Below are 20,477 nucleotides of genomic sequence, written 5' to 3' on the forward strand. Positions count from 1 at the left end.
CACACTCGACCGGCGCGGGATGCCGGGCCGGTCCCGGTAGCGCGGCCGAACCCGCTGGTGGTGTGGCCGGCGGCCGACCTACCATCCGACGATGACGACCTCGACGGACCACCTCATCGACGACGCACTGCACCGGTGCGACCTGGAGTGGCTGTCCGACCACCTCGACGCCCGGTCCTGCCGACCGGCCGTCCTGGGACGCCTCGTTCGGCACGCGAACCCGCGCCTGCGCCATCTGGGCCTGCTGCTGCTCACCGGACGGGTCACGGCGACCCCGCCGGCGGCGGACGAGCGGGAGACGGTCGAACTGGCCTCGCTGCTGCCCGACTTCGTGGTGGATCCGCCCGAGGCGGCGTTGCTCCAGGCGAACCTCCACGCACACCTGGGACCGTATCTCCGGGACCGGCGCCCGCCTTCGTGGCGTACGGCCGACCTGCCGGTACGGGTACGGATCGCCTGGCTGCGCGCCGAACTCCTCGACGACCCGACGGTGCTCCGACACGAGGCCCGGGGTGAACTCCTCCACCAAGCGGTCCGGGAGACGAGTGTGACCGCCGCGCACCGGCCGGGGCGGCTGGTGGCCGAGCTTGCGGACAGCGGGGATCAGGTGTTGCGCGCCGAGGCCCTGCGGCTCGCCCGCGAGGGCCTGCACGCGGGGCTGTTGGCCCCCGCGCGCGTACGCGAGCACGTCCTCGCCCTGCTGGACACCGGGGTGCGAGGCGTCGGTGTACGGGACATCGGCGCGCACGGCTCCGGCTCGGCGGGCGGCGCCGACGTCGGCACGGACGTCGGCGCGGCGGACGACACGGCGGGCGGTTCGCGCGCCGCCGCCGCCGTCGTGGCCGCCGCGCTGCGCGAGCTCGCCGAGCCGTGGGCGGCCCTGGAGCCGCTGCCGGAAGGGCGACTGTCCGTCTTCCTCACCTCCGATCCGGAAGCCACCCCGGTCGAGGTCGCCGATGCCGCGCTCACGGCTGCCTCGCGCCACGGCCACCGGGACGTGGTGCGGCGCGTCGCCGCCGATCCCGGTCGGCTGCCCGCGCTCCGCCGGCGCGCGCTCGAACTCCTCGGTGACCTGGCCGGGCGCAATGACATCCGGGAACTGACCGCCATCGCCGCCCGGGATCCGCTGCTGCTCGGCGCGCCCGCGGTGGCCTGCCTGCGCGGGCTCCACCGGCGTGGTCACTTCCCGACCGACGAGGACGTACCGGCCGTCATCGGCCTGGCACTGGCCGACCATTCGATCGCGCCCCGGGAGGTCGCCGCGATCCTCTTCACCTGCCGACGTGCGGCGCTGCGGACGCTGATCGACGCCGACGACGATACGAGCCGGCCGAGGCGGCTTGCGCTGCTCGTCGCGCTGGCCGGGCAGGGGGCGCGGGAGCTACCCGTCGGGGAGGAGATCACACGGGTGTTCGCGACGGCCGGACCACCGGAACCGTTCCTCGCCGCGATCCGTGAACTGCGGTACACGGAGGCCGAGGAGGTCGTCATCGCTCTCCTCCCCCAGGCCCCCGGGCCGGCCCTGGACGCGTTGGAGGCCATCGGCGGACACCGCACGGTGCGGGCGCTGCGGGAAGGGCTCGGGCTGCCTGCCTCCGAGGACGCCGCACAGGACGGTGAGGGGATCGGTGTCATCGCGCCCCACCTGCGCGCGGTGCGCGACCGGGCACTGGAACTGCTGTGGCATCTGACCGACGACCGGGACCAGCGGCGTGGCCTCCTCGTCCGCCTCGACCCCACCGATCTGCCGGCGCGCATCGCGGCCGATCTCGGGGGCCCCGACGAGGAGGAGCTGGCGCTCCTCGGATCCCATCTGGACCCGGACGAACCGTTGACGGCGCTGTGCCGGCTCGCCGCCCACGGCGGGGCGGGCACCCTGCCCGCCCTCGCGGACCTGCTGCTGCGCGTCGTGGGCGAGTTGGCGGCGTTGCGGGAGCCGGGGGGCGACGTCACGCGGTTCGAGGGCGAGACGCCGAACGCCGAACCCGTCGTTCCGCGGGAAGCCGAGCACGCGCTGACCGCCCTGGGCTCCCGCCTGTACGAGCGGCGCCGGATCCGGCCCGCGTGCCTGCTCGACGCGGCGGACGCGCAGGCGGCGGGCAGGGCGCTGCTCGCGACCCTGGTGTTGGATCTGTTGGACCGGCCCGGGCTGTCGGACAGGGAGAAGACGATCCTCCTCGAACTGTTGTCCCGAGCCCCCGGCCCGCGCGTTCGCGCCCGGGTGCATCACCTGTTGCGTCACCGTGACCGGCACGTACGCAAGCACACGATCGCGTTGCTCGCGCGCGATGTCACGGGTGACGACGCGCAGGCACTGTCGGCCACGTTGATCGCGCTGACCCGCGCCGGGGACGTGCAGACCGTCCGGAGGGCGCTGCTGGCCCTCGGCCACGCGCGGGCCCGTTGGGCCTGCACGGCAATCGCCGCGTGTCTCTCCCATCCGAACATGAACGTCAAGAAGACGGCCGCCCAGGCCCTGGCGCGCGCGGGCGCGCCCCCGGCGGTTCCGGAACTGCTCCGTCTGCTGGGACGGCATGACAACCCGGGGCTCCGCGGCACGATCGTCGAGGCGCTTCGCGCGATCCTCGGCGACGCGTACGCGGCCACCGTCCTGACCGCTGCGGAGCACGGCGAGACGGAGCGCGCGCGTGCGCTGCTGTCGGAGGCTCTCGACGGTGTCCTGCCGGCGCGATCGGTCCTCGCGTTGGCCGATCAGGCCTCACCGGTCGCGCCGGCGCTGCTCGCGCTGGTGGCGGACGGCCGGGTCCGCCTGGCGTCCGGCACACGGGAGGAGTTGGCGCCGGCGCTGGACCGGCACGGCATCGTCCTTCCCGCCGGGCCGGCGTCGCCGCCGAACGACGCAACGGACTTCGACGTGACCTCGATGGCGGCGGGCCGCTGGAATCCCACCGTCGCGCTGCGAGTCGCCGTGCGTCCCGAGCCTCCGCACTCCGACCGGCTGCGCGAGCTGCGACCCCTGCTGGCGGACTGGCTCCGCCTGGCCGAATCCGCGCCGCGGGCGACCCGGGGTGCGGTGCTGCGGTTCACACTGCGGCTGTGCCCCGCGCCCTGGACGGACGGGGAGGTCGCCTCGTGGGCCCGGTCCACCCGGCTGCTCCTCGACGCCCTGGCCGACGGGTCGGGCGGGGACCGCCCGGACCTCGTCGCGGTCCTCGAAGCGGTCGCGCCCTTGCTCACCCCGGCGTCGGCGGCGGCGGTCGTCGACTCCGTACGCGCCCTGCCTCCCGCCTCCGCGCACACGCCCGACCGGTCCACCCTGACGCTGTTGCGCCGGTGCGGGGCGGTGCTGGTCCGCGCGGACCTCGACCGCGCGCTCGCGGTGGCCGGGTTCGGCGCCGACCCCTGGCGGGCCCGAACGGAGGTGCTGCGGGAGGCGTTCGCCGTGCCGCACCTGCCTGCCGGAGGCTGGCGGACCGCCTTGGAGGCCTCGGTGCGCACCCCGGCCGCGCTTGCCGACTTCCGCCTCCGCGACCTCCCCGTCCACCGCCGCGCGCACGACATCGGCCGCAAGGGTGACATCCCCGGCATGCGTGACCTCGGCCGCACGCGTGACGAGGAAGCGCCCGATTCCCGGGAGCGGTTGTCCGCGCTGATCGACGTATACGCCACCGCCGATCCCGAGGTCCGTGACCCGCTGCTCGACTGGATGACGGCCCTCCAGCCCCTGGACGCACCGCCCTGGACGATCGGCGAGACCGCCTCCGGACCGCGACCGGCGCCGGGGCGTGCGGGCGTACCGCGCCGCGTGCACACCGACGACCTCGACCAGCCGCGCTCGGCGGCTCTGCGAGACCGCCTGCTGACGATGCTGGACTCCCCTGACCCGGACCGCCGCAACACCGCCGCCCGCGCCCTCCTGACCTGGCCCGAGCCCGGGATCCGGCTCGCCGTGCTCCGGGCGGCCCTGCGCGGGCGGACGACGGTCGACGTCGGCGCCGACCTGGCTCGTACCATGATCACGCTCGCCCCGGCGGAACTCCGGGCCGCCGAGGTTCCACCCGAGAACGTGATCCGCGTGGCCTCGCTGCTCGCGCCGCCCGACCTCGTACCGCTGCTTCCGCTGCTGTCGCACTGGTGGGAGCAGGGGACGCCCGCCGTCCACCGAGCCGCCGCGGTCGAGTTGCGCAGGGCGCCCGTCGACGCGCTCGCCCACGGTCTCGGCACACGTCTCGACGCCGGCGCCCGGGGGCCGGTGGACCTGATCGCGGGCCGGGCGATGCTGCGCACTGCGGCCCTGACGCGGGCGTGCCGGCGGCTCCGCGCCGAGGGACACGACGAACTCGCGGACCGGATCCTGCTGGTCGACGGCCCGCTGCGCGGCCCCGCGGCCGTGAGTCGAGACGCGACCGCGCTCGCCTCGCTCCGCGACCGCGCCGGGACGCCGACCCCGCGGGCCGTGCACCGTCCGGCCCGGCTGGAGCTGTCGGACGCGGCTCGTACCGGGACTCCCGAGCGGATCCGCCGGGCCCTGACCCGCCTTGCCGAGGAGCACCGGGGCCCGGATCCGGACCTCGCGGTGCGGGAGCTGATCGGTGGGTTGCTGCACCACGCCACGCCGGGGGTCCGCCTGCACGCGCACCGGACCTCCCGGGCGGTGCTGGACCGCCCCAGCCACCTTCGACACACGCTCGTCCTGCTGCACGACCCGCAGCCGGACGTGGTCCGCATGGCGATCCGGAGCCTGTCCCGAGCGGCCTGGGAACCGGCGATCCCCGCCCTGGTCGGCTTGCTCGTACACGCGCGTCCCGTGGTCCGCCGGACCGCGGCCGACGGTCTCGCGCGGCTGGGCGCCCCGGCGGTCCCCGCGCTCAGGCGCGCCGCCGCCCACGCCCGCCCCGACAGGCGGGCGCGCTACGCGGAGGTGCTGGGCCGCATCGCGGCCGACACCGGAACCACCGCCGGGTAGGACCGTAGGCCGGGGGCGGACGACCACCGCCCACCCCTGGCCAATGGTTTGCGCGGAGTGCTCGTGGGCAGTCGCCTACAGCCGGAAGGACGAGGCCCCGTGCTGGAGGCGGCCATGTCGACAACCACGCTCATCGTCATCATCGCCGCGGTGGTAGTGATCGCCCTGATCGCCGCGTTGTGGGCCTTCTCGCGCCGCCGTCACCTGCGGCAGCAGTTCGGCCCCGAATACGACCGGACGGTCGAGGCCGAAGGCGGCCGGATGGCGGCCGACCGCGAGCTGCGGGCCCGCGAGCAACGCCATGACACGCTCGACATCAAGGAACTGCCCGCCGAGCGGCGTGCCCAGTACACCGATGAGTGGCGCGACGTCCAGGAACGATTCGTGGACCGCCCCGAGGCATCGGTCGCCCAGGCGGACGAACTGGTGACGCGCCTGATGCGCGAACGCGGCTACCCGGCCGACGGCTACCAAGGGCAGGTCCGGGACCTGTCGGTGGAGCACGGCCGCACCCTGGAGCACTACCGCGCGGCCCACGAGATCAACCTGCGCGGCGGCGGTGCCGAGGCGACCACGGAGGAACTCCGCGGCGCCATGGTCCACTACCGCGCCCTGTTCGAGGAACTGCTGAGCAGCGAAGGAGGCCGATGACATGCGGGAACACGGTGACACGGCGGGCCGGGGCGACGAGGACCGGCTGACCACGGAGAACCTCGCCCATCCGGGTGCGACCGGCGCCCAGGCCGTGTACCCCGGCGAGGCGACGGCCCTGGAGGGCGAGACCACCGAGGCACAGGACGGGGCAGCGGCCGAGGAGGCGCCCGCCGATCTCCGGGACGGGCCGGATCACGCCGAGGGACGCGGGGAACGGGACGAGCGTGACGAACCCCTGCTGGCCGGCGCGGAGACGGAGGGCTTCCGGGAACGGTGGGCCGAGATCCAGGGACGCTTCGTCGACGACCCGAAGGAGGCCGTGACGTCCGCGGACACGCTGGTGGCCGAGGTGATGCAGGAACTCGCCCGGACCTTCTCCGCTCACAAGCAGGAACTCGAGGGCCAGTGGGGCCGCGGCGAGCAGGTCGCCACGGAGGATCTGCGGCTCGCGCTGCAGCGCTACCGTTCCTTCTTCAACCGCCTCCTCAAGACCTGACCGCGCCTCCCGACCCGATCGACCGACCCGATCGACGCGCCGACGGGGCCGGGGCGAACACCACGTGGTGTTCGCCCGGCCCCGTCGCAGGCGCCGTCCCGCCGGGAGGCGTCCCGTCAGAAGGTGCGCGGCTCGTCGTAGTAGCGGCCGATCTGGCGGTGATAGTCCGCGTCCTGGAGGTGCTTGTCCTGGATGAACTCGGGAGCGTGCTTGATCTGCTCCTTCGTCCGGTCGACGTGGATCCGCCGCTCGTCCACCTCGATCCGACTGACCGTGCCGGCGGGAAGGAGCACTTCCTTGCCGAAGATCCACGGGCCGGTGTCCACCACGATGTACGAGGAGTCGACCTCGTCGGAATGCTTGTCGACCTTGCCGATGGAGCCGTCCGTGGCCTCGACCTTGAAACCCGTCAGATCGACGTCGGCCAGGCGGCCGGACGTCTCGTGGTAACCCCACACATTGCCGGTCATGTGAACAACCCCTTCACTCGATCGATGTGACGGTCCTCTTCTCCACGGCGTCCTCGATGATCCGGAGAGGCGCGGAACCGCCACAGGGTCGCCTGCCCTGAAACCTCCGACGCACACGGGGCATTCAGGGTCGGACCACGCCCGTGCGCGCCGCCGCCGTCCGTGTGGGTTCGGCGTCGGGGCCGAACCACTCGCACAACAGCACGGTCGCATCGTCCTGGAGCCGTCCGTCGTGGTGGCCCATGACCGCCTGGACGAGGCGCCGCAACGTCTCCGGGAGGGGCAGACCATCGGCGTGGTGGCGGATCAGGAAGTCGGTGAAGTTCGCGAGGCCGAACTCGGTGGAGCCGGGACGTCGCGCCTCCGTGATGCCGTCGGTGTACAGGACCAGGCAGTCCCCCGGCTCCAGTTGCTCCCTGCACGCCCGGACGGGCAGCCCCAGGTCGGTGCCCATGGGGTGGGCGGGCGGGCAGGCCAGTTGGCCGGCCCAGCGGCCGCCCCTGATGACGAGCGGCGGGAGATGACCTCGGTTGACCCAGGTGAGGACCCCGGTACGCGTGTCCAGCTCGGCGAGGACGCCCGTCACGTAGATGCCGCGCCGGAACTGCTCGATCAGCACTTCCTCCACCCGCTCGCTCACGCCCACGAGGTCCGCCCCCTGCCTGCGGGCGTTGCGGCAGGCTCCGACGGCGAGGTTCGCGGCCAGTCCGGCCGCCGTGTCGTGACCCATCGCGTCGAACACCGACAGGTGGACGATCGGGCCCGCCATCGCGTAGTCGAAGGCGTCCCCGCTGATCTCGTACGCGGGTTCCATCGTGGCGGCGACGACGACCCGACCGTCCGCGTACGTCTGCGGCGGGATCAGGTGCCACTGCATCTCGGCCGCCACGTTCATCGGAGCCGTCCGCACGAGCCGCGCGTACGCGTCGCTCTGGTCGCTCTTGGTGACGATCAGCAGGGCGACCAGGGAGGCCAGGGCCTCGGCGTCCCGGCGGGCCCGCGCATCGTTCTCGTCCGGGGTGAGGCGCAGCAGGCCGAGACGCTCGCTGCCGTTCAGCATCGGCACCCACCATTGCGCGTGGAGCGGGTCCGCCGCCGTGTGCACGATCTCGCCGTGCTGGTAGGCCCGCCCGGCGAGCGTGCCCTCGATCCTGATCTCGCGGTCGTCCGCGCGAGCCGTCGCCGCTTCCGGCACGACCCGGGGCGGGTGGGGCAGCATGCGGAGCACGCGCTCCTGCATGTCCGCCACGTAGATCCGTACGTCGCGGAACCCTGCCGGGGCCGCGTGTTCGGCGACCTTGGCCGGCAGGAGGTCCATGGGCATGAGGTGGCCGGCCGCCAAGAGGCCGGTCAGCATGGTCAGGCTGCCGTCGATCGCCACAGACTCATCTCCCGCGCCGGTGGATCCAGTGCACCACACGCGGGCGGGTTTCGCCGTCGGCGCGCGCCGCACCCTCCGGCGTCCGGCTCCGCGTGCGCGTGGCTCCTTGGCCTCTCCGTCCGCGAGGTCGGGGGCTCACGCGCCGGCCGGGTGTTCCGCCTCCTCGCGCTCCGCCGCGCGGCGGGCCGCCGCGGCGTCGGTGACGTCGAGGAACACCTGGCCCAACTCGGGCCACCGTGCCTTCAGCTCGTCCCGGATGCGGACCATCGCGTCCTCGACGGTCTCGCTGTCGTATCCGGCCGTCAGGTCGATCCCGGCGGCCAGCAGCACCGAGTCCGGCCCGAGCTGCATGGTGAGCAGGGCCGTGACGGAGTCGATCTCGGGCTGCCGCCGCAGCAGGGCCCGTACCTCGCTCTGCATGGCGGGGTCGGCGGCCTCGCCGATCAGTTGGGCGCGGGCCCCCTTGCCCAGGGTGTAGGCCACGTAGACGAGCAGCACACCGATCAGGATGGAGGCCCACGCCTCGTACGCCACCTCACCGGTCACCATGTGGAGTGCCATGCCGATCATGGCGAGGACGACACCGGCGCAGGCCGTGCTGTCCTCGGCCAGGACGGTGCGCAGGGCCGGATCCCGTACCCGGCGGATCTCCTCGGTCGTGCTGCGCCCGGCCTCGCGGGCTTCGCCGCGCACCTGGCGGACGGCGCGGACGAGCGAGGCGCCTTCGGCGAGCAGCGCCGCGAAGAGCACGATCAGGCCGATGACGTAGCCCTTGTGCGATTCGGAGCCGCCGGACCGGAAGGCCTCGATGCCCTGGAAGACCGAGAAGCAGCCGCCGGTGACGAAGATGCCCACGGCTGCGAGCAGGGACCAGAAGAATCGTTCCTTGCCGTAGCCGAACGGGTGGCGCTTGTCCGCCGGCCGCCTGCTGCGTTTGACCGACGCGAGCAGGAAGACCTCGTTGAGGCTGTCGGCCACGGAGTGCGCCGCCTCGGACAGCAGGGCCGGGGAACCGGCGATGACGCCGCCGATGCCCTTGGCCACGCAGATGACCAGGTTCGCGCCGAGGGCCACCCATACCGTGATGCGGGTTTCGCCGTCGCGTTCGGTCGCCGTCCCGGCGGACCGTGTCATCGCGTGTCCGCGGGCGCCGAGGTCCCCGGGAGGGCGGCGGTGCCAGGGGTTCCCGCGGTACGCGGAAGCTCGGTGATCCGGGCGGCGTTCAGGGTGAGCCGCCGAATGCGACCCTCCTGGTCCGCCGCCCTCGTCTCGGCGCCCTGGAGCTGAGCCGGGGCCGCGTCGGTCAGCTGCCAGGTGGTGCGTACCTCGCGTCCGGTGGCGTCCGTCTCGTCGATGGTGACGCGGACGGGTCGCGGTCCGTCGGCTTCCTCCGCGAGGGCCCAGGAGAGGGCGTCGGGGGCGTCGGCGAGGACGCATCCGGTCAGGGTCACCGTGAGGTCCGGGCCGGGGGCGCCGCCCTCTCCCCGCGAACCCAGTCCCTGGGCTTCCTCACAGGTGAAGCGTTCTCCCTCGACGGTGACGCGGAACCTCGGGGGATGCGTGGTGGAGTAGTCCATGCCCTTCGCCTGCCCGGGGCCCGAACCCGTATGCGGCCCGCGCGTGCGCGGTGCCCGTGGGGCACCTGTTCGGAGCCGGTTCCGCGTCCGTTCGGCCGAGGACCCGGGAGGGGTCGCGCGCGGGAATCAGGCGGCGAACTCCTTGACGAAGGCGGCGCAGAAGGCTTCCAGGTCGTCGGGCTTGCGGCTGGTCACCAGCGTGCCGGGGGCCGCGTGGCAGACGTGGACCTCCTCGTCCACCCAGGTGCCGCCCGCGTTGCGGATGTCGGTGGCGAGACTCGGCCACGAGGTCAGGGTGCGACCGCGGACGACTTCGGCCTCCACCAGCGTCCAGGGGGCGTGGCAGATCGCGGCGACGGGCTTGCCGGCGTCGAAGAAGCTCCTGATGAACCCGACGGCGCGCTCGTTCATCCGCAGCGCGTCCGGGTTGGCGACGCCGCCGGGCAGTACGAGCGCGTCGAAGGCGTCCGAGGTGTCCCCCGCGAGCACGTGGTCGACGGTGAACCTGCCGGCCTTGTCGAGGTGGTCGAAGGCCTGCACCTGTCCCGGTTCCGTCGAGACCAGTTGGGGGTTCCAGCCCGCTTCCAGGGCGGCCTTCCACGGCTCGGTCAGTTCGACTTCCTCGACGCCCTCGGGCGCGGTCAGGAATGCGATGCGCACCGCGTTCACTTCCTTCGGTTCGGGGCTCCGGCGCCCCCGCCCGTTCGTGCGGGGGCCTGGGTCCGGGCCGGTGGGCTCACCGTGCACCCCGCGCCTGCCCGGCTCGTGGTGTCGCAATCATCCGATTGCTCCCCCGGCCCGTGCGGCGGGGCGACGGCCGCGGGCACGGTTGCGGGGACGGCCGCGACGGCCGCGAGCCGACCAGGCCCTCGATCCGCGTCCATGGCCGCATACCCGACCGGTGAGAGCGACGGCGCCACCTGCCTGGTGGCGCTCCGCGCCGGCCGGGCTCGGGCCCGGAACCGGACCCGAGCCCGGCCGGTCACCGCCCCTGGCGTCCCCGGTAGCGGCGCACCAGGCCGTACGCGAGGACGGCGCACCCGGCCGCCACGAGCGCGGGATGGCGGCGCGCGACCTCGGCCGCCCGGCTCGCCTCCGCACGCCCCCGGTCGGGGGTGACGTCCCGGATCCCGGCTTCCACGGCACCGGTCAACGAAGCCGCCTTCTGGGCCACGGGCTCCGGGATCCTGTCCTGCGCCGCGTGGACCACGGCCGAGGCCTTCTCCCGGGCGCCCGCCTTCACCTCGACGGCCTTGTCGTGGGCGCGTGCCTTGAACTCGGCGGCCTTGTCCTGCGCGTTCGCCTTCACCTCGGCCGCCTTCTCCCGGGCCTCCGCCTTGACCTCGGCGGTCTTGTCCTGCGCGCGGGCCGTGACCTCGGCGGTCTTCTCCTGGGCACGGGCCTTGACGTCCGCCTTGGCGGCCAGTGCCTCCACGGTCCGGCCCAGCTCGTCGCGGGTCGCCTCGATCTGCTCGCGCAACTCGTCCGGGGTGGCCGGGTCCTTGTCCGCGTGGGTGTGGTCGTCACTCATCGATGTGCCCTTTCCTTGATTTCGGCCACGTCGGCCGTCACGCTGTCGATGGTCCGCTCGGGGGCGGGCGGGGTGGCTCGGGCCGCCTGCTTCCTGCCGGCCGCCGCCAGGACGGCCGCGGTCGCGGCGAGGACGCCGGTGACGGCGAGGGCGGCGGCCCACAGCGGCAGGACGAGGGCCAGGGCGACGATGCCGGTCGCGGCGAGGCCCTGGAGGGCCAGGACGGCGAAGAGCCCGGCTCCGCCGAGGAGCCCGGCGCCGAGGCCCAGGCCCTTGCCCTTCTCGCGCATCTCGGCGGTGGCCAGGTTCAGTTCCTGGCGGACCAGCAGGGTCAGTTGTTCCGAAGCCTGTTTCACGAGGGCGCTCGTCGAGGCCGAGGCGGTGACGTCGGCCTGGTCGTGGGGTGAGGGATCGACTGAGGAGTACATCGTCGGGGATCTGCCTTCCCTTGCGCGGGCGGGCCGGTGGCCTCGCCCGGTACGTCGTGTGGCCTCGATTGCGGTTGGCGGCGGCTCGTCTCGTACCGGTGGCGTCTTCCCCGTCTCGGGGCACGCACGCGCCGATGAACACTCAGACCCGGGGGGCTCCCGCGTGCCCGTCGGGCTCGTCGCCCGACTCCGGGTGGTGCTCCGCGCGTTCCCGTTCCTCCCGGCTCCACGCGCGGGTGTCGCGGGGACGGACGTACGGCTCCTCGTCGACCGGATGTCCGCCCATGATGGCGCGCCGGCGGGACATCTCCGCGTCGAACTCCAGGCCGAGGAGGATGGCCAGGTTGGTGATCCACAGCCAGACCAGGAAGACGACGACGCCCGCCAGGGTGCCGTACGTCTTGTTGTACGAGGCGAAGTTCGCCACGTACACGGCGAATCCGACCGAGGCCGCGAGCCAGATCAGCAGGGCGAGCAGACTGCCCGGGGTGATCCATTTGAAGCCGCGGCCCTTGGCGTTCGGCGTCGCCCAGTACAACAGGGCGATCATGCTCGTGACCAGCAGGACCAGCACGGGCCACTTGGCGATGGACCAGACGGTGAGCGCGGTGTCGCCGAGGCCCAGCACGTCGCCTGCCCGGCGGGCGACCCCGCCGGTGAAGACGACGATCAGGGCACTGGCGACGGCCATCACCATCAGCACGACCGTGACGCCGAGTCGCACCGGCAGCACGATCCAGACGGGCCGTCCCTCGGGCATGTCGTAGACGGCGTTGGCGGCGCGGATGAAGGCGCCGACATACCCGGAGGCGGACCAGACGGCCACCACCAGACCGACGACGGCGACCGCGGACCCGATGCCGCTGCGGCCCTGCAACTGCTGCACCGCGTCGGCGACCACGTCGCGGGCGGAGGCGGGTGCGAGCTGTTCCAACTGGTCCAGGGCCCGCTGCGCCGTGGACGGGCCGGCCAGCCCGAGCAGGGAGGTGAGGACGAGCAGGGCCGGGAAGAGCGCGAGGATGCCGTAGTAGGTCAGCGCGGCGGCCCGGTCGCCGAGTTCGTCGTCGCCGAACTCCTTCAGGGTGCCCTTCAGCACCTTGCCCCAGGCACGCCTGGGCATCTCCGTGGGCCGGTCGGGCCCGTCGCGCTCCACGTCGGGATCCGGTCCGACCCGATCGCGCTCCGCCTCGTCCACGCGGGGCCCGCTCGACGTCGCGTCGCGGTCACCGGGCGGGGCCGTGCGGGGCGGTTCCCGGTCGGTGTCCGCCGCGGGCCGGTGTGGCGGCCGGCCGTCCGTCCGGTCCTGCTCGCGGTGCTTGCGTTCCCATAGCGCTGCCATACCGAGCGGATGTCCGCGATACACGGCCTCAATCAGCGGCGCCGTCACCCCGGGCGGCGGGCCGTGGCCCGCGCTCCCACCGGCGGCCGTGGCCGGCGGGAGACGGGGTGGTCCGGGAGGGACGCGGTGGGGCGGCGGCGCCGGTTCGTCGCGCCGGGCGAGGATGGGTCCGTGACAGACACCTTCACCACCCGGACGATCGACGTGACCACGGGCTCCGCGGAGACCGTGCTCGACCTGACCTCGGCCTGCGCGGACTTCCTGCGGGAGACCGCCCGCGGTCGGGACGGGCTGCTCAACGTGTTCACCCCGCACGCGACGGCCGGGCTGGCCGTCATCGAGACGGGCGCCGGGAGCGACGACGACCTCTTGGAGGCCCTGCGCTCACTGCTGCCCGCCGACGACCGCTGGCGTCACCGGCACGGCTCCCCGGGGCACGGCCGTGATCACGTGCTGCCGGCCCTCGTCCCGCCGCACGCCACGCTTCCCGTGGTGGGGGGTGAACTGGCCCTGGGTACATGGCAGTCGGTGGTCCTGGTGGACACCAACCGGGACAACCCCCGGCGCACGGTAAGGCTCTCGTTCCTGGCCTGAGGCGACGCCGTCCGGAAGCAGGGGACTCAGGTCTGCCTCGTCCAACGTTGTGAGGCGTCCCCACCACAGGTGTTCGTGACCAGGCCGCTGCTCATGCCGAGGTCGAGGCAGCCTCCGCTGAAGTCGCTGCGGAGGGTGCCGCCCGCACCCGTACGCCACAGCCGGCCGATGTCCTGGGCGCAGTCGCCCACGAAGACGGCCTGGCCGAGGCCATTGGCGTACAGGCACTGGCCGCTCTCCCGGTTGACGAGCTTGAAGCTGCCGTTCGACCCGCTGCGCACGGTCCATCGCGCGGAGGAGGCGGAGCAGTCGCCGAAGTCCGACGCCCCGAAGACCTGGGTGATGCACTTTCCCTTGTCGCCGTTCCGGTAGCGGTAGGTACCGGAGTCGGGGGCCTTGGGGGGTACGGGTGCGGTGGACGGTCCGCCGCCGGGAGGACGTGGGCTGCCGGCGCCGCCGGGGTTGCCGCCGTTCGCGGAACCGCCCGCGCCGTTCTGTGTGCCGCCCCCGGGCACCGGGCCCGTCACCGGGCCGGGTCCCGTGCCCGCATCCGTGCCCGTGCCGGCGCCCGGGCCGGCCCCCGCGCCGCCCGTGGCCACGGGTACGAGCCCGCCCGCTCCCGCCTGCCCACCGTCCTTGGCGTCCGCACCGGATCCCTCCCGGGCCGGGGACGGTACGGGGGGCGCCTGACCGGACGGCGCCCCGCTCGACGCCGGCGGCTTCCCGCCCGGGGGCACCGCGGCGGGGGCGGACCGCTCGCCCCGCGCGCCGGCCTGCGGCGCGGACGTGTACGGCAGGTTCCGGACGACCAACGTCGTGCCCCCCGCGACCACGACGACGGGGATGACGGCGAGGAGGATCCGGGTACGGCGCCGCGGTCGCTCGGGGCGGCGCTGCCCCTTCGCGGGCTCGGCGACGGACACGGCCTCGGGCGCGGGCACGACGTCGGGCGCGGGTTCCGGGTCCGGTTCCGGGGCGGGGCCGGTCTTCGGGGCCGGGTCCGTCGACGGCTCCGGCTCCCGGCCGCCCAGCGGCAGCGTGGGTACGTCGGCCTCCGGCACGCCCGCGGCGAAGGCGGCCCGCTCCCGCAGAGTCGCCGTGACGGCCGCCGGCCACGGCGGCTCGGCGAACGGGCCCCGACGCACGGCGCGCTCGTGGAGCTCACCGGCGGTGGGGCGGCCCTCGGGGTCCTTGTCGAGGCAGGCGGCGACGAGGTCGGCGAGGTCGGGATCCAGTTCCCGCAGGCAGTCCAGTTCCGGTTCCTCGTGGACGACGCGGTACAGCACGCCGTGCCCCGACTCCTCGCCGAACGGCGGCGTGCCGGATGCCGCGAACGCGAGGACGGAGCCCAGGGCGAACACGTCGGTGGCGCCGCTGACCTCGCGCTTTCCGGAGGCCTGCTCCGGTGCCATGTAGGCGGGCGTGCCCACCACCATGCCCGTTCTGGTCAGTTGACTCTGCTCGGCGGCCCGGGCGATGCCGAAGTCGATGAGGGTGAGACCGTCCAAGGTCAGCATCACGTTGGACGGTTTCAGGTCCCGGTGCACCATCCCGAGGCCGTGTACCGACTTCAGCCCGGCTGCCGCTTCGCGCAGCAACAGCCACAGCGCGTCCGCGGGGAGACCACCGCCGTACGACTCGACGGCCTTGCCCAGTGTGATCCCGGGGATGTAGGCGGTCGCGAACCACGGCGGTCGGGCGGTCCGGTCACTGGCCAGCAACGGTGCGGTGGCCTCGGCGGGCAGCCGGGAGAGGTTGTCCAACTCGTGTCCGAAGCGGCGCAGGAAGTCCTCGTCCTCGCCGACGACGGAGGCCAGTAACTGCTTGACGGCGACGTACCGGCCGTCATGGACCCCGAGGTACACCCGTCCCATGCCGCCGGCGCCGAGTCGTCCCGTCAACGCAATGGACCCGATCCGCCGCGGATCCCCCGCCTCCAGCGGCCCGGCCCCACTCCCCCTCAGCTCCGACACGTCAGCCCCATCGAATTGGAAATGTTTCCAGAAACCTACCCGAGCGACCCGGTCGGGCAACAGGGAGGCCGAACTCGGCCGCACCTCAAGGCACTTCGAACTTAGGTAAGCCTTGCCTTAACGTCTAGGATGCGCGCATGAAGAAGATCATTCGTGCGCTGACGGCCGTGGCGGCCGGGCTGGCCCTGGCCGCACCCCTCGCTTTCGCGAGCCCCGCCGCGGCCACGGCCGCCCCGACCGGCGGCTCGTCCGGCATCGAACTCCCCCGCCCCACCGGCGCGTTCGCCGTGGGCCGCGACACCCTGCACCTGGTGGACCGCGAACGCAAGGACCCCTGGGTGCCCACGGCCGACCGGGAACTGCTGCTGTCGCTGTACTACCCGGCGCTCGCACACACCGGAACTCCCGCCCCCTACATGGCCGTTCCCGAGGCCAAGGCGCTGCTGACCGACCGGGGGCAACTCGGCGAACACGTCACACCCGAACGACTCGCCGCCACCCGCACGCACTCCCGCTCCGGGGCGCTGCCCCGCCCCTCCGCGCAGCGCTATCCGCTGATCGTGCTGTCCCCCGGGTTCACGATGCCGCGCGCGTCGCTGACCACCCTGGCGGAGGACCTCGCCAGTCGCGGGTACGTCGTGGCCGCGGTGGACCACGCGTACGAGTCGGACGGCACCGTCTTCCCCGGCGGGCGCCTGCTCACGTGCAAGGCCTGCGAGCAGGTCTTCCCCGACGGGTCACTGCACCGGGTCTCCGACGGTCGGGCCCTCGACGTTCCGTTCGTCCTGGACCGCCTCACCGGGCCGCGCTCCGCGTGGCGGTACTCCCGGCTGATCGACGCCCGCCACATCGGCATGGCCGGGCACTCCATCGGCGGCGCGGCGGCGTCGGCCACCATGGCCGCGGACCCGCGCGTGGACGCCGGAGCGAACATGGACGGCACGTTCTTCACCCCGATACCGCAAGGCGGCCTCGGCGCCCGCCCGTTCCTGATGCTGGCCGGTGACCCGGCCATGCTGCCGCCCGACTTCCCCGACACCTCGTGGGAGGACAACTGGCCGCACCTGGACGGCTGGAAGCGGTGGTTGACCGTCACGGGCGCGGGTCACCCGGGCTTCACCGACTGGCCCGTTCTCGGTGATCAGGTGGGCTACTCCCATCCGGAGACCCCGCTCTCGGGCACCCGCTCCGAGCAGATCACGCGGGCGTACGTCGGCGACTTCTTCGACCTTCACCTGCGCGGGATCCCGGCGCCGCGCCTGGACGGACCGACGGCGGCCGACCCGGAGGTCGTGTTCCACCGCCGCTGACAGCCGGTGCGCGGCCCCTCGGCCGCCCCGCACGCCGTGGCGAGGGCCGCCCGCCCGGGCGGGCGGCCCTCGCCACGGCGTGCGGGGCGCCGCTGCCCGTCGGGCGCGTTCTCCACGAGCCCGACCCCGCGCCTCGTCGGTGTGCCGTCGGGTCAGCCCCGGAGAACGGCGCGCCGTTCCCGCGACGTCGATCGGGCGGCGGCGTCCGAGTGCGACCGGCGTGACGCGAGGGCCGTCAGCAGGGCGAAGGCGAGGACCGCGGTGAGCGTGCGCGTGATGTTGAACGCCTCCCAGCGCCCCAGGATCTCCGCATGGTCGGCCGGAGCCGAACCCGCGGCCCACTGCTTGATGCGGCCGTTGATCGGAACGTTGCCGAACCGGGTGACCAGGAGGGACACCAGGGTCAGCAGGCTCGCGGCCCCGGCGGTCAACCGGGCACGACCTCGCGTGAGCACGGCGAGTGTCGCGGCGCTCACGATCGACAGCCCCATCGCCGCCTGCATGGTGATGCCGTTCATCTTCATCAGCTCGGCATGGAAGTCCAGCCGCATGTCGAGCGGTACGGCGTTGAAGGTGGGAACGAGGTTGACCGCGCCGTAGCCGAACGCTCCGGCCAACAGACCCGTGGACAGCAGGGCGACGCCCTGGACTATGTGTACGCGCATGACCCCCAGCCTCCCGGTCCCGGCGTCCGAAGTCCAAGAGCCGGACGTTCTCACGTCCGGCAGCGCCGCTTATACGACGTCGCCCGCATCGGATCATCGGCGCGGCTCCGGGCGTGGAGCCCGGCCCGGGGCAGGGTGTGGCTCGTACGATGTGTCCCATGTCGGACGCCTCTCCCCGCCCCGAGCCGTTCACCCTCCGGACCGCCCCGGCGGCACTCCGAGACCTCGGCGCGCGGCTGCGGGCGACGCGTTGGCCGGACGAACCCGAGGACGCCGGGTGGTCGCTCGGTACCGACGTCGACTACCTGCGCGAGCTGGTGGCCCACTGGGCGGACGGCTTCGACTGGCCCGCACGGGAGGCGGCCCTCGCCCGGCTCCCCCACTTCCGTGTCGGGCTCGGCGGCCAGGGAATCCACTTCGTGCACGTCAGGGCCGTGATGCCGGAGGGGCCCGACCGGCCGGCCCTGCCCCTGGTCCTCTGCCACGGCTGGCCGGACTCGTTCTGGCGCTATACGAAGGTCATCCCGCTCCTCATCGACCCCGGCGCGCACGGCGCCGACCCCGCGGACGCCTTCGACGTGGTCGTGCCCGACATGCCGGGGTTCGGCTACTCGGACCGCCCCGCCGGACCACCCCTCGACACCATCGCCGTCGCCGGACTGTGGGCCGAGCTGATGGGCGTACTCGGTTACGACCGGTTCGGCGCGGCGGGCGGGGACATGGGCAGCCACGTGAGCCGCTACCTCGGGCTCGACCACCCCGACCGGGTCGTCGCCGTCCACCGCACCGACGCGGGGCTGCCGCTGTACACCGGCGATCCGGCGGACCTCGCGCCCGAGGAACGCGCCTGGCTGGAGGACGCCGCGGCCTGGGGCGCCGCCGAGGGCGCCTACGCCGCCGTGCACCGGACGAAGCCGCAAACCGCCGCGTTCGGGCTGACCGACTCGCCGGCCGGGCTCGCCGCGTGGATCGTGGAGAAGCTCCGGGGATGGAGCGATTGCGACGGCGACGTCGAACGGAGCTTCACGAAGGACGAGATCCTCACGAACGTCATGCTGTACTGGCTCACCGGGACCATCGGCTCGTCGATGCGCATGTACCGTGCGAACGCCGCGATCCCGCCCGCGCAGCTCGCCCGCCGGGTCGAGGTGCCCTCCGGTTTCTCGCTCTTCCGGGGTGACGTCGTCCGCCCGCCCCGGGCCTGGCTGGAACGCACGACGAACGTCGTCCGCGTGACCGAGCCCGCCCGGGGCGGGCACTTCGCGCCGTTCGAGGAGCCCGAGCTGTACGCCGAGGAACTGCGCGCCTTCTTCCGTCCGTACCGGGCGGCGGCGCAGGGCTGACGGCGCCCGACGGACCCGGGCTGCGGGGCCATCCGCCGGGACCCGTGCAGGGGCGGTTCAGGCATGTGGTCGGTCAGGATCCGGTCGGCTGACCCGACCACCCCGACCGAACGCCGGCGGGGCCGGAATCCCATCGCCGTCGATTTGGTCGCAGACCTGCCGGTTCCCCCTGCCCCGAAGCAGAATGGAGGTCGGGGCAACAGGGGGAGGCGCGCCGATGGGGCGGGTTTGGCGGGTACTACTGGCCGTTCTGTTCGCGGGGTTCGTGCTGTGGTACGCCTCGTACTACACCACGATCATGGTGTGGGAGGGGCGCAAGATCCTCTCGTGGCTGGCTCCTCCCGTCCTGGTCGCGGGGCTCGGCGCGCTGCCGTGGTTGGTGCGCCGGGTACGTTCCGGCGGGCGGGAGGAGGCCGGATCCGCCGCGCGGGCCGTCGGCTGTGTCGGGCTCGTGCTCGCCCTGGGCGTCGCGATCGGCTGGCTGGTCCACGGCTCGTACCAGCAGGACCGCGCCTACATGGAGAGCACGCGGATCGTCACCGAGCCCGTCCCCGAACTCACCGCCCGCGCCCCGTACGTGGTCGGCAAGGCGCAGGCCGCCCCGAACCTGGGCGACGTGACGGGTGAGATCGCGGACGTCACCTACCTGCCCGACGCGGATCGGTTCTCCACCCTCGTGGAACGGCGCGGCTGGCTCGCGGGCTACGAGGTCGGCCTGGTCCAGGACGTACCCCTCGGCGGCACCGGTCGCAGCCAACAACGCTGCGCCTTCGACACGGACGTGGCCGACGCGCGGATCAGCGGCTGGTTCACGCACAACCTGGGGCGGAAGATCTCCGCGAAGAAGCGGTGGGTCCGCTTCGAGGCCTCGGACGCCTACGTGACCTGCTCGGGCGACACGCCCACGGTCGTGGTCCCGCTGAAGCGACAGACCGGCTTCTTCGTGGTCACGGAGCGACCCGCCGGGGTGGCCCTGTACAACGGACGCACCGGCGAGCTGACCCTCGTCGAGGATTCCACGACCGTCGCCGGCCCCTCCTACCCGCTGAGTCTGGCGGGCCGGCAGCGCGAGGCCACGGCGGCGGTCGGCAGCTTCTCCGACTGGCTCTTCGAGAGGAGCGGTTGGGACGAGTCCGAGGACGGCGCCAACGAGGGCAACGAATCGGAGTTCACCCTCCGCTACCGCGATCAGAGCGGTCTCAGCGCCTACGTCACCCCCCTCACCCCGCAGGGAGAGGCGAGTTCGGTCGTGGCCGTCTCGACCGTCCCGACCCGTCACCAGGGCGGCGGGCTCGCCCCTCTGACGGTGCACCGGCTCGAACCGACCTGGTCCTCGCCGCAGACGATCGTCGCCCTCGTCAAGGCCGAGTACCGGGACGTCTGCTGCTACAACGACGACAGGGTCTTCGAGATCGTCCCGACCGGTGGCAGCACGTGGACGGCCACGGTCGGCAGCGAGCAGAACATCCGCTACCGGGTGGAGGGCAGGGGCCAGATCGGGGGCCGCGAGGCGACCTGCCTCAAGAGTGCCGACGGCACCCTCATCCGCTGTGCGTACGCGGCGCCCGGCTCGCCGGAGGAGAAGGAACTCGAACGCCGGGAGGAGGAGAAGCGCAAACGCGAGACCTCGTCCCCACCCGCCGGCGAGGACCTCTCGAAACTCACCCCGCAGCAGTTGGCGGAACTCCACCGCCGCGTGACGGAAGAGGTCGACCGCCGTCTCACGGCAGGGTAGGACGGGCGGCACCACGGCCCGCTCACACCGGGCCGCAGGGCCGTCGGAGCGGCC

Annotated in this window: 17 protein-coding genes; 7 read left to right on the forward strand and 10 right to left on the reverse strand. The window is 73.5% G+C overall.

Annotated elements, in window-relative coordinates; all coding sequences use genetic code 11:
* Positions 1–91 precede the first annotated feature (91 nt).
* The 3 genes from ACQEVM_RS19370 (at position 92) to ACQEVM_RS19380 (ending at position 6,077) form a co-directional block, all read left to right on the forward strand.
* Positions 92–4,927: a HEAT repeat domain-containing protein gene (locus ACQEVM_RS19370; RefSeq protein WP_433080705.1), complete on the forward strand. Its 4,836-nt coding sequence runs from the start codon at positions 92–94 to the stop codon at positions 4,925–4,927.
* Between the two features lie 114 nt (positions 4,928–5,041).
* Positions 5,042–5,578 carry a hypothetical protein gene (locus ACQEVM_RS19375; protein WP_433080707.1) on the forward strand — a complete coding sequence of 179 codons (537 nt, stop codon included), beginning with the start codon at positions 5,042–5,044 and terminating at the stop codon, positions 5,576–5,578.
* 1 nt (position 5,579) lies between these two features.
* Entirely contained in the window at positions 5,580–6,077 is a 498-nt protein-coding gene (locus tag ACQEVM_RS19380; protein WP_433080709.1) for a hypothetical protein, read from the forward strand.
* A 116-nt stretch (positions 6,078–6,193) separates the two neighbouring features.
* Here the strand turns inward: ACQEVM_RS19380 and ACQEVM_RS19385 are convergent, their stop codons facing one another.
* The 8 genes from ACQEVM_RS19385 to ACQEVM_RS19420 form a co-directional block, all read right to left on the reverse strand.
* Entirely contained in the window at positions 6,194–6,547 is a 354-nt protein-coding gene (locus tag ACQEVM_RS19385) for a PRC-barrel domain-containing protein (protein ID WP_433080711.1), read from the reverse strand.
* 124 nt (positions 6,548–6,671) lie between these two features.
* Positions 6,672–7,904 (reverse strand): PP2C family protein-serine/threonine phosphatase, encoded by a 1,233-nt coding sequence (locus tag ACQEVM_RS19390; RefSeq protein WP_433085267.1) that lies wholly within the window; start codon positions 7,902–7,904, stop codon positions 6,672–6,674.
* A gap of 159 nt (positions 7,905–8,063) precedes the next feature.
* Positions 8,064–9,062, reverse strand: coding sequence for a cation diffusion facilitator family transporter (locus tag ACQEVM_RS19395; protein WP_433080713.1), 999 nt, complete (start codon positions 9,060–9,062; stop codon positions 8,064–8,066).
* Entirely contained in the window at positions 9,059–9,505 is a 447-nt protein-coding gene (locus ACQEVM_RS19400; RefSeq protein WP_433080715.1) for a hypothetical protein, read from the reverse strand. The genes ACQEVM_RS19395 and ACQEVM_RS19400 overlap by 4 nt, the downstream gene beginning before the upstream one ends.
* A 126-nt stretch (positions 9,506–9,631) precedes the next feature.
* Positions 9,632–10,165: a type 1 glutamine amidotransferase domain-containing protein gene (locus ACQEVM_RS19405; RefSeq protein WP_433080717.1), complete on the reverse strand. Its 534-nt coding sequence runs from the start codon at positions 10,163–10,165 to the stop codon at positions 9,632–9,634.
* Between the two features lie 322 nt (positions 10,166–10,487).
* Positions 10,488–11,036, reverse strand: coding sequence for a DUF3618 domain-containing protein (locus ACQEVM_RS19410; protein ID WP_433080719.1), 549 nt, complete (start codon positions 11,034–11,036; stop codon positions 10,488–10,490).
* A complete protein-coding gene (locus ACQEVM_RS19415; RefSeq protein ID WP_433080721.1) occupies positions 11,033–11,464 on the reverse strand; it encodes a phage holin family protein in 432 nt (143 codons plus the stop codon). Before ACQEVM_RS19415 ends, ACQEVM_RS19410 begins: the two co-directional genes overlap by 4 nt.
* 142 nt (positions 11,465–11,606) lie before the next feature.
* A complete protein-coding gene (locus ACQEVM_RS19420; RefSeq protein WP_433080723.1) occupies positions 11,607–12,803 on the reverse strand; it encodes a YihY/virulence factor BrkB family protein in 1,197 nt (398 codons plus the stop codon).
* 171 nt (positions 12,804–12,974) lie between these two features.
* On the opposite strand from ACQEVM_RS19420, the gene ACQEVM_RS19425 reads away from it, so the two are divergent.
* The gene (locus ACQEVM_RS19425; RefSeq protein WP_433080725.1) at positions 12,975–13,397 is read left to right on the forward strand and encodes a YjbQ family protein; all 423 of its coding nucleotides are present in this window, start codon (positions 12,975–12,977) and stop codon (positions 13,395–13,397) included.
* Positions 13,398–13,423: 26 nt separating this feature from the next.
* Here the strand turns inward: ACQEVM_RS19425 and ACQEVM_RS19430 are convergent, their stop codons facing one another.
* Complete coding sequence (locus tag ACQEVM_RS19430) at positions 13,424–15,370, reverse strand: protein kinase domain-containing protein (protein ID WP_433080727.1); 1,947 nt, start codon at positions 15,368–15,370, stop codon at positions 13,424–13,426.
* A gap of 137 nt (positions 15,371–15,507) precedes the next feature.
* On the opposite strand from ACQEVM_RS19430, the gene ACQEVM_RS19435 reads away from it, so the two are divergent.
* Positions 15,508–16,680 carry an alpha/beta hydrolase family protein gene (locus ACQEVM_RS19435; RefSeq protein ID WP_433080729.1) on the forward strand — a complete coding sequence of 391 codons (1,173 nt, stop codon included), beginning with the start codon at positions 15,508–15,510 and terminating at the stop codon, positions 16,678–16,680.
* A 152-nt stretch (positions 16,681–16,832) separates the two neighbouring features.
* On the opposite strand, the gene ACQEVM_RS19440 is transcribed toward ACQEVM_RS19435, so the two are convergent.
* Positions 16,833–17,345 carry an anthrone oxygenase family protein gene (locus ACQEVM_RS19440; protein ID WP_433080731.1) on the reverse strand — a complete coding sequence of 171 codons (513 nt, stop codon included), beginning with the start codon at positions 17,343–17,345 and terminating at the stop codon, positions 16,833–16,835.
* 158 nt (positions 17,346–17,503) lie between these two features.
* Here ACQEVM_RS19440 and ACQEVM_RS19445 point away from each other — a divergent pair, with 158 nt between their 5' ends.
* Together ACQEVM_RS19445 and ACQEVM_RS19450 are read left to right on the forward strand one after the other, a co-directional pair.
* Entirely contained in the window at positions 17,504–18,688 is a 1,185-nt protein-coding gene (locus ACQEVM_RS19445) for an epoxide hydrolase family protein (protein ID WP_433080733.1), read from the forward strand.
* 217 nt (positions 18,689–18,905) lie between these two features.
* Positions 18,906–20,423: a hypothetical protein gene (locus ACQEVM_RS19450; protein WP_433080735.1), complete on the forward strand. Its 1,518-nt coding sequence runs from the start codon at positions 18,906–18,908 to the stop codon at positions 20,421–20,423.
* The last annotated feature ends 54 nt before the right edge of the window (positions 20,424–20,477 follow it).

Source organism: Streptomyces sp. CA-243310 (genome assembly GCF_050936775.1).
In the GTDB taxonomy this organism is placed as follows: domain Bacteria; phylum Actinomycetota; class Actinomycetes; order Streptomycetales; family Streptomycetaceae; genus Streptomyces.

Coding starts and splice junctions, on each gene's coding strand:
- ACQEVM_RS19400 (WP_433080715.1), bottom strand. CDS start 9,505: ATGGACTACTCCACCACGCATCCCCCGAGGTTCCGCGTCACCGTCGAG.
- ACQEVM_RS19375 (WP_433080707.1), top strand. CDS start 5,042: ATGTCGACAACCACGCTCATCGTCATCATCGCCGCGGTGGTAGTGATC.
- ACQEVM_RS19415 (WP_433080721.1), bottom strand. CDS start 11,464: ATGTACTCCTCAGTCGATCCCTCACCCCACGACCAGGCCGACGTCACC.
- ACQEVM_RS19410 (WP_433080719.1), bottom strand. CDS start 11,036: ATGAGTGACGACCACACCCACGCGGACAAGGACCCGGCCACCCCGGAC.
- ACQEVM_RS19445 (WP_433080733.1), top strand. CDS start 17,504: ATGTCGGACGCCTCTCCCCGCCCCGAGCCGTTCACCCTCCGGACCGCC.
- ACQEVM_RS19440 (WP_433080731.1), bottom strand. CDS start 17,345: ATGCGCGTACACATAGTCCAGGGCGTCGCCCTGCTGTCCACGGGTCTG.
- ACQEVM_RS19450 (WP_433080735.1), top strand. CDS start 18,906: ATGGGGCGGGTTTGGCGGGTACTACTGGCCGTTCTGTTCGCGGGGTTC.
- ACQEVM_RS19370 (WP_433080705.1), top strand. CDS start 92: ATGACGACCTCGACGGACCACCTCATCGACGACGCACTGCACCGGTGC.
- ACQEVM_RS19385 (WP_433080711.1), bottom strand. CDS start 6,547: ATGACCGGCAATGTGTGGGGTTACCACGAGACGTCCGGCCGCCTGGCC.
- ACQEVM_RS19390 (WP_433085267.1), bottom strand. CDS start 7,904: ATGCTGACCGGCCTCTTGGCGGCCGGCCACCTCATGCCCATGGACCTC.
- ACQEVM_RS19395 (WP_433080713.1), bottom strand. CDS start 9,062: ATGACACGGTCCGCCGGGACGGCGACCGAACGCGACGGCGAAACCCGC.
- ACQEVM_RS19420 (WP_433080723.1), bottom strand. CDS start 12,803: ATGGCAGCGCTATGGGAACGCAAGCACCGCGAGCAGGACCGGACGGAC.
- ACQEVM_RS19435 (WP_433080729.1), top strand. CDS start 15,508: ATGAAGAAGATCATTCGTGCGCTGACGGCCGTGGCGGCCGGGCTGGCC.
- ACQEVM_RS19380 (WP_433080709.1), top strand. CDS start 5,580: ATGCGGGAACACGGTGACACGGCGGGCCGGGGCGACGAGGACCGGCTG.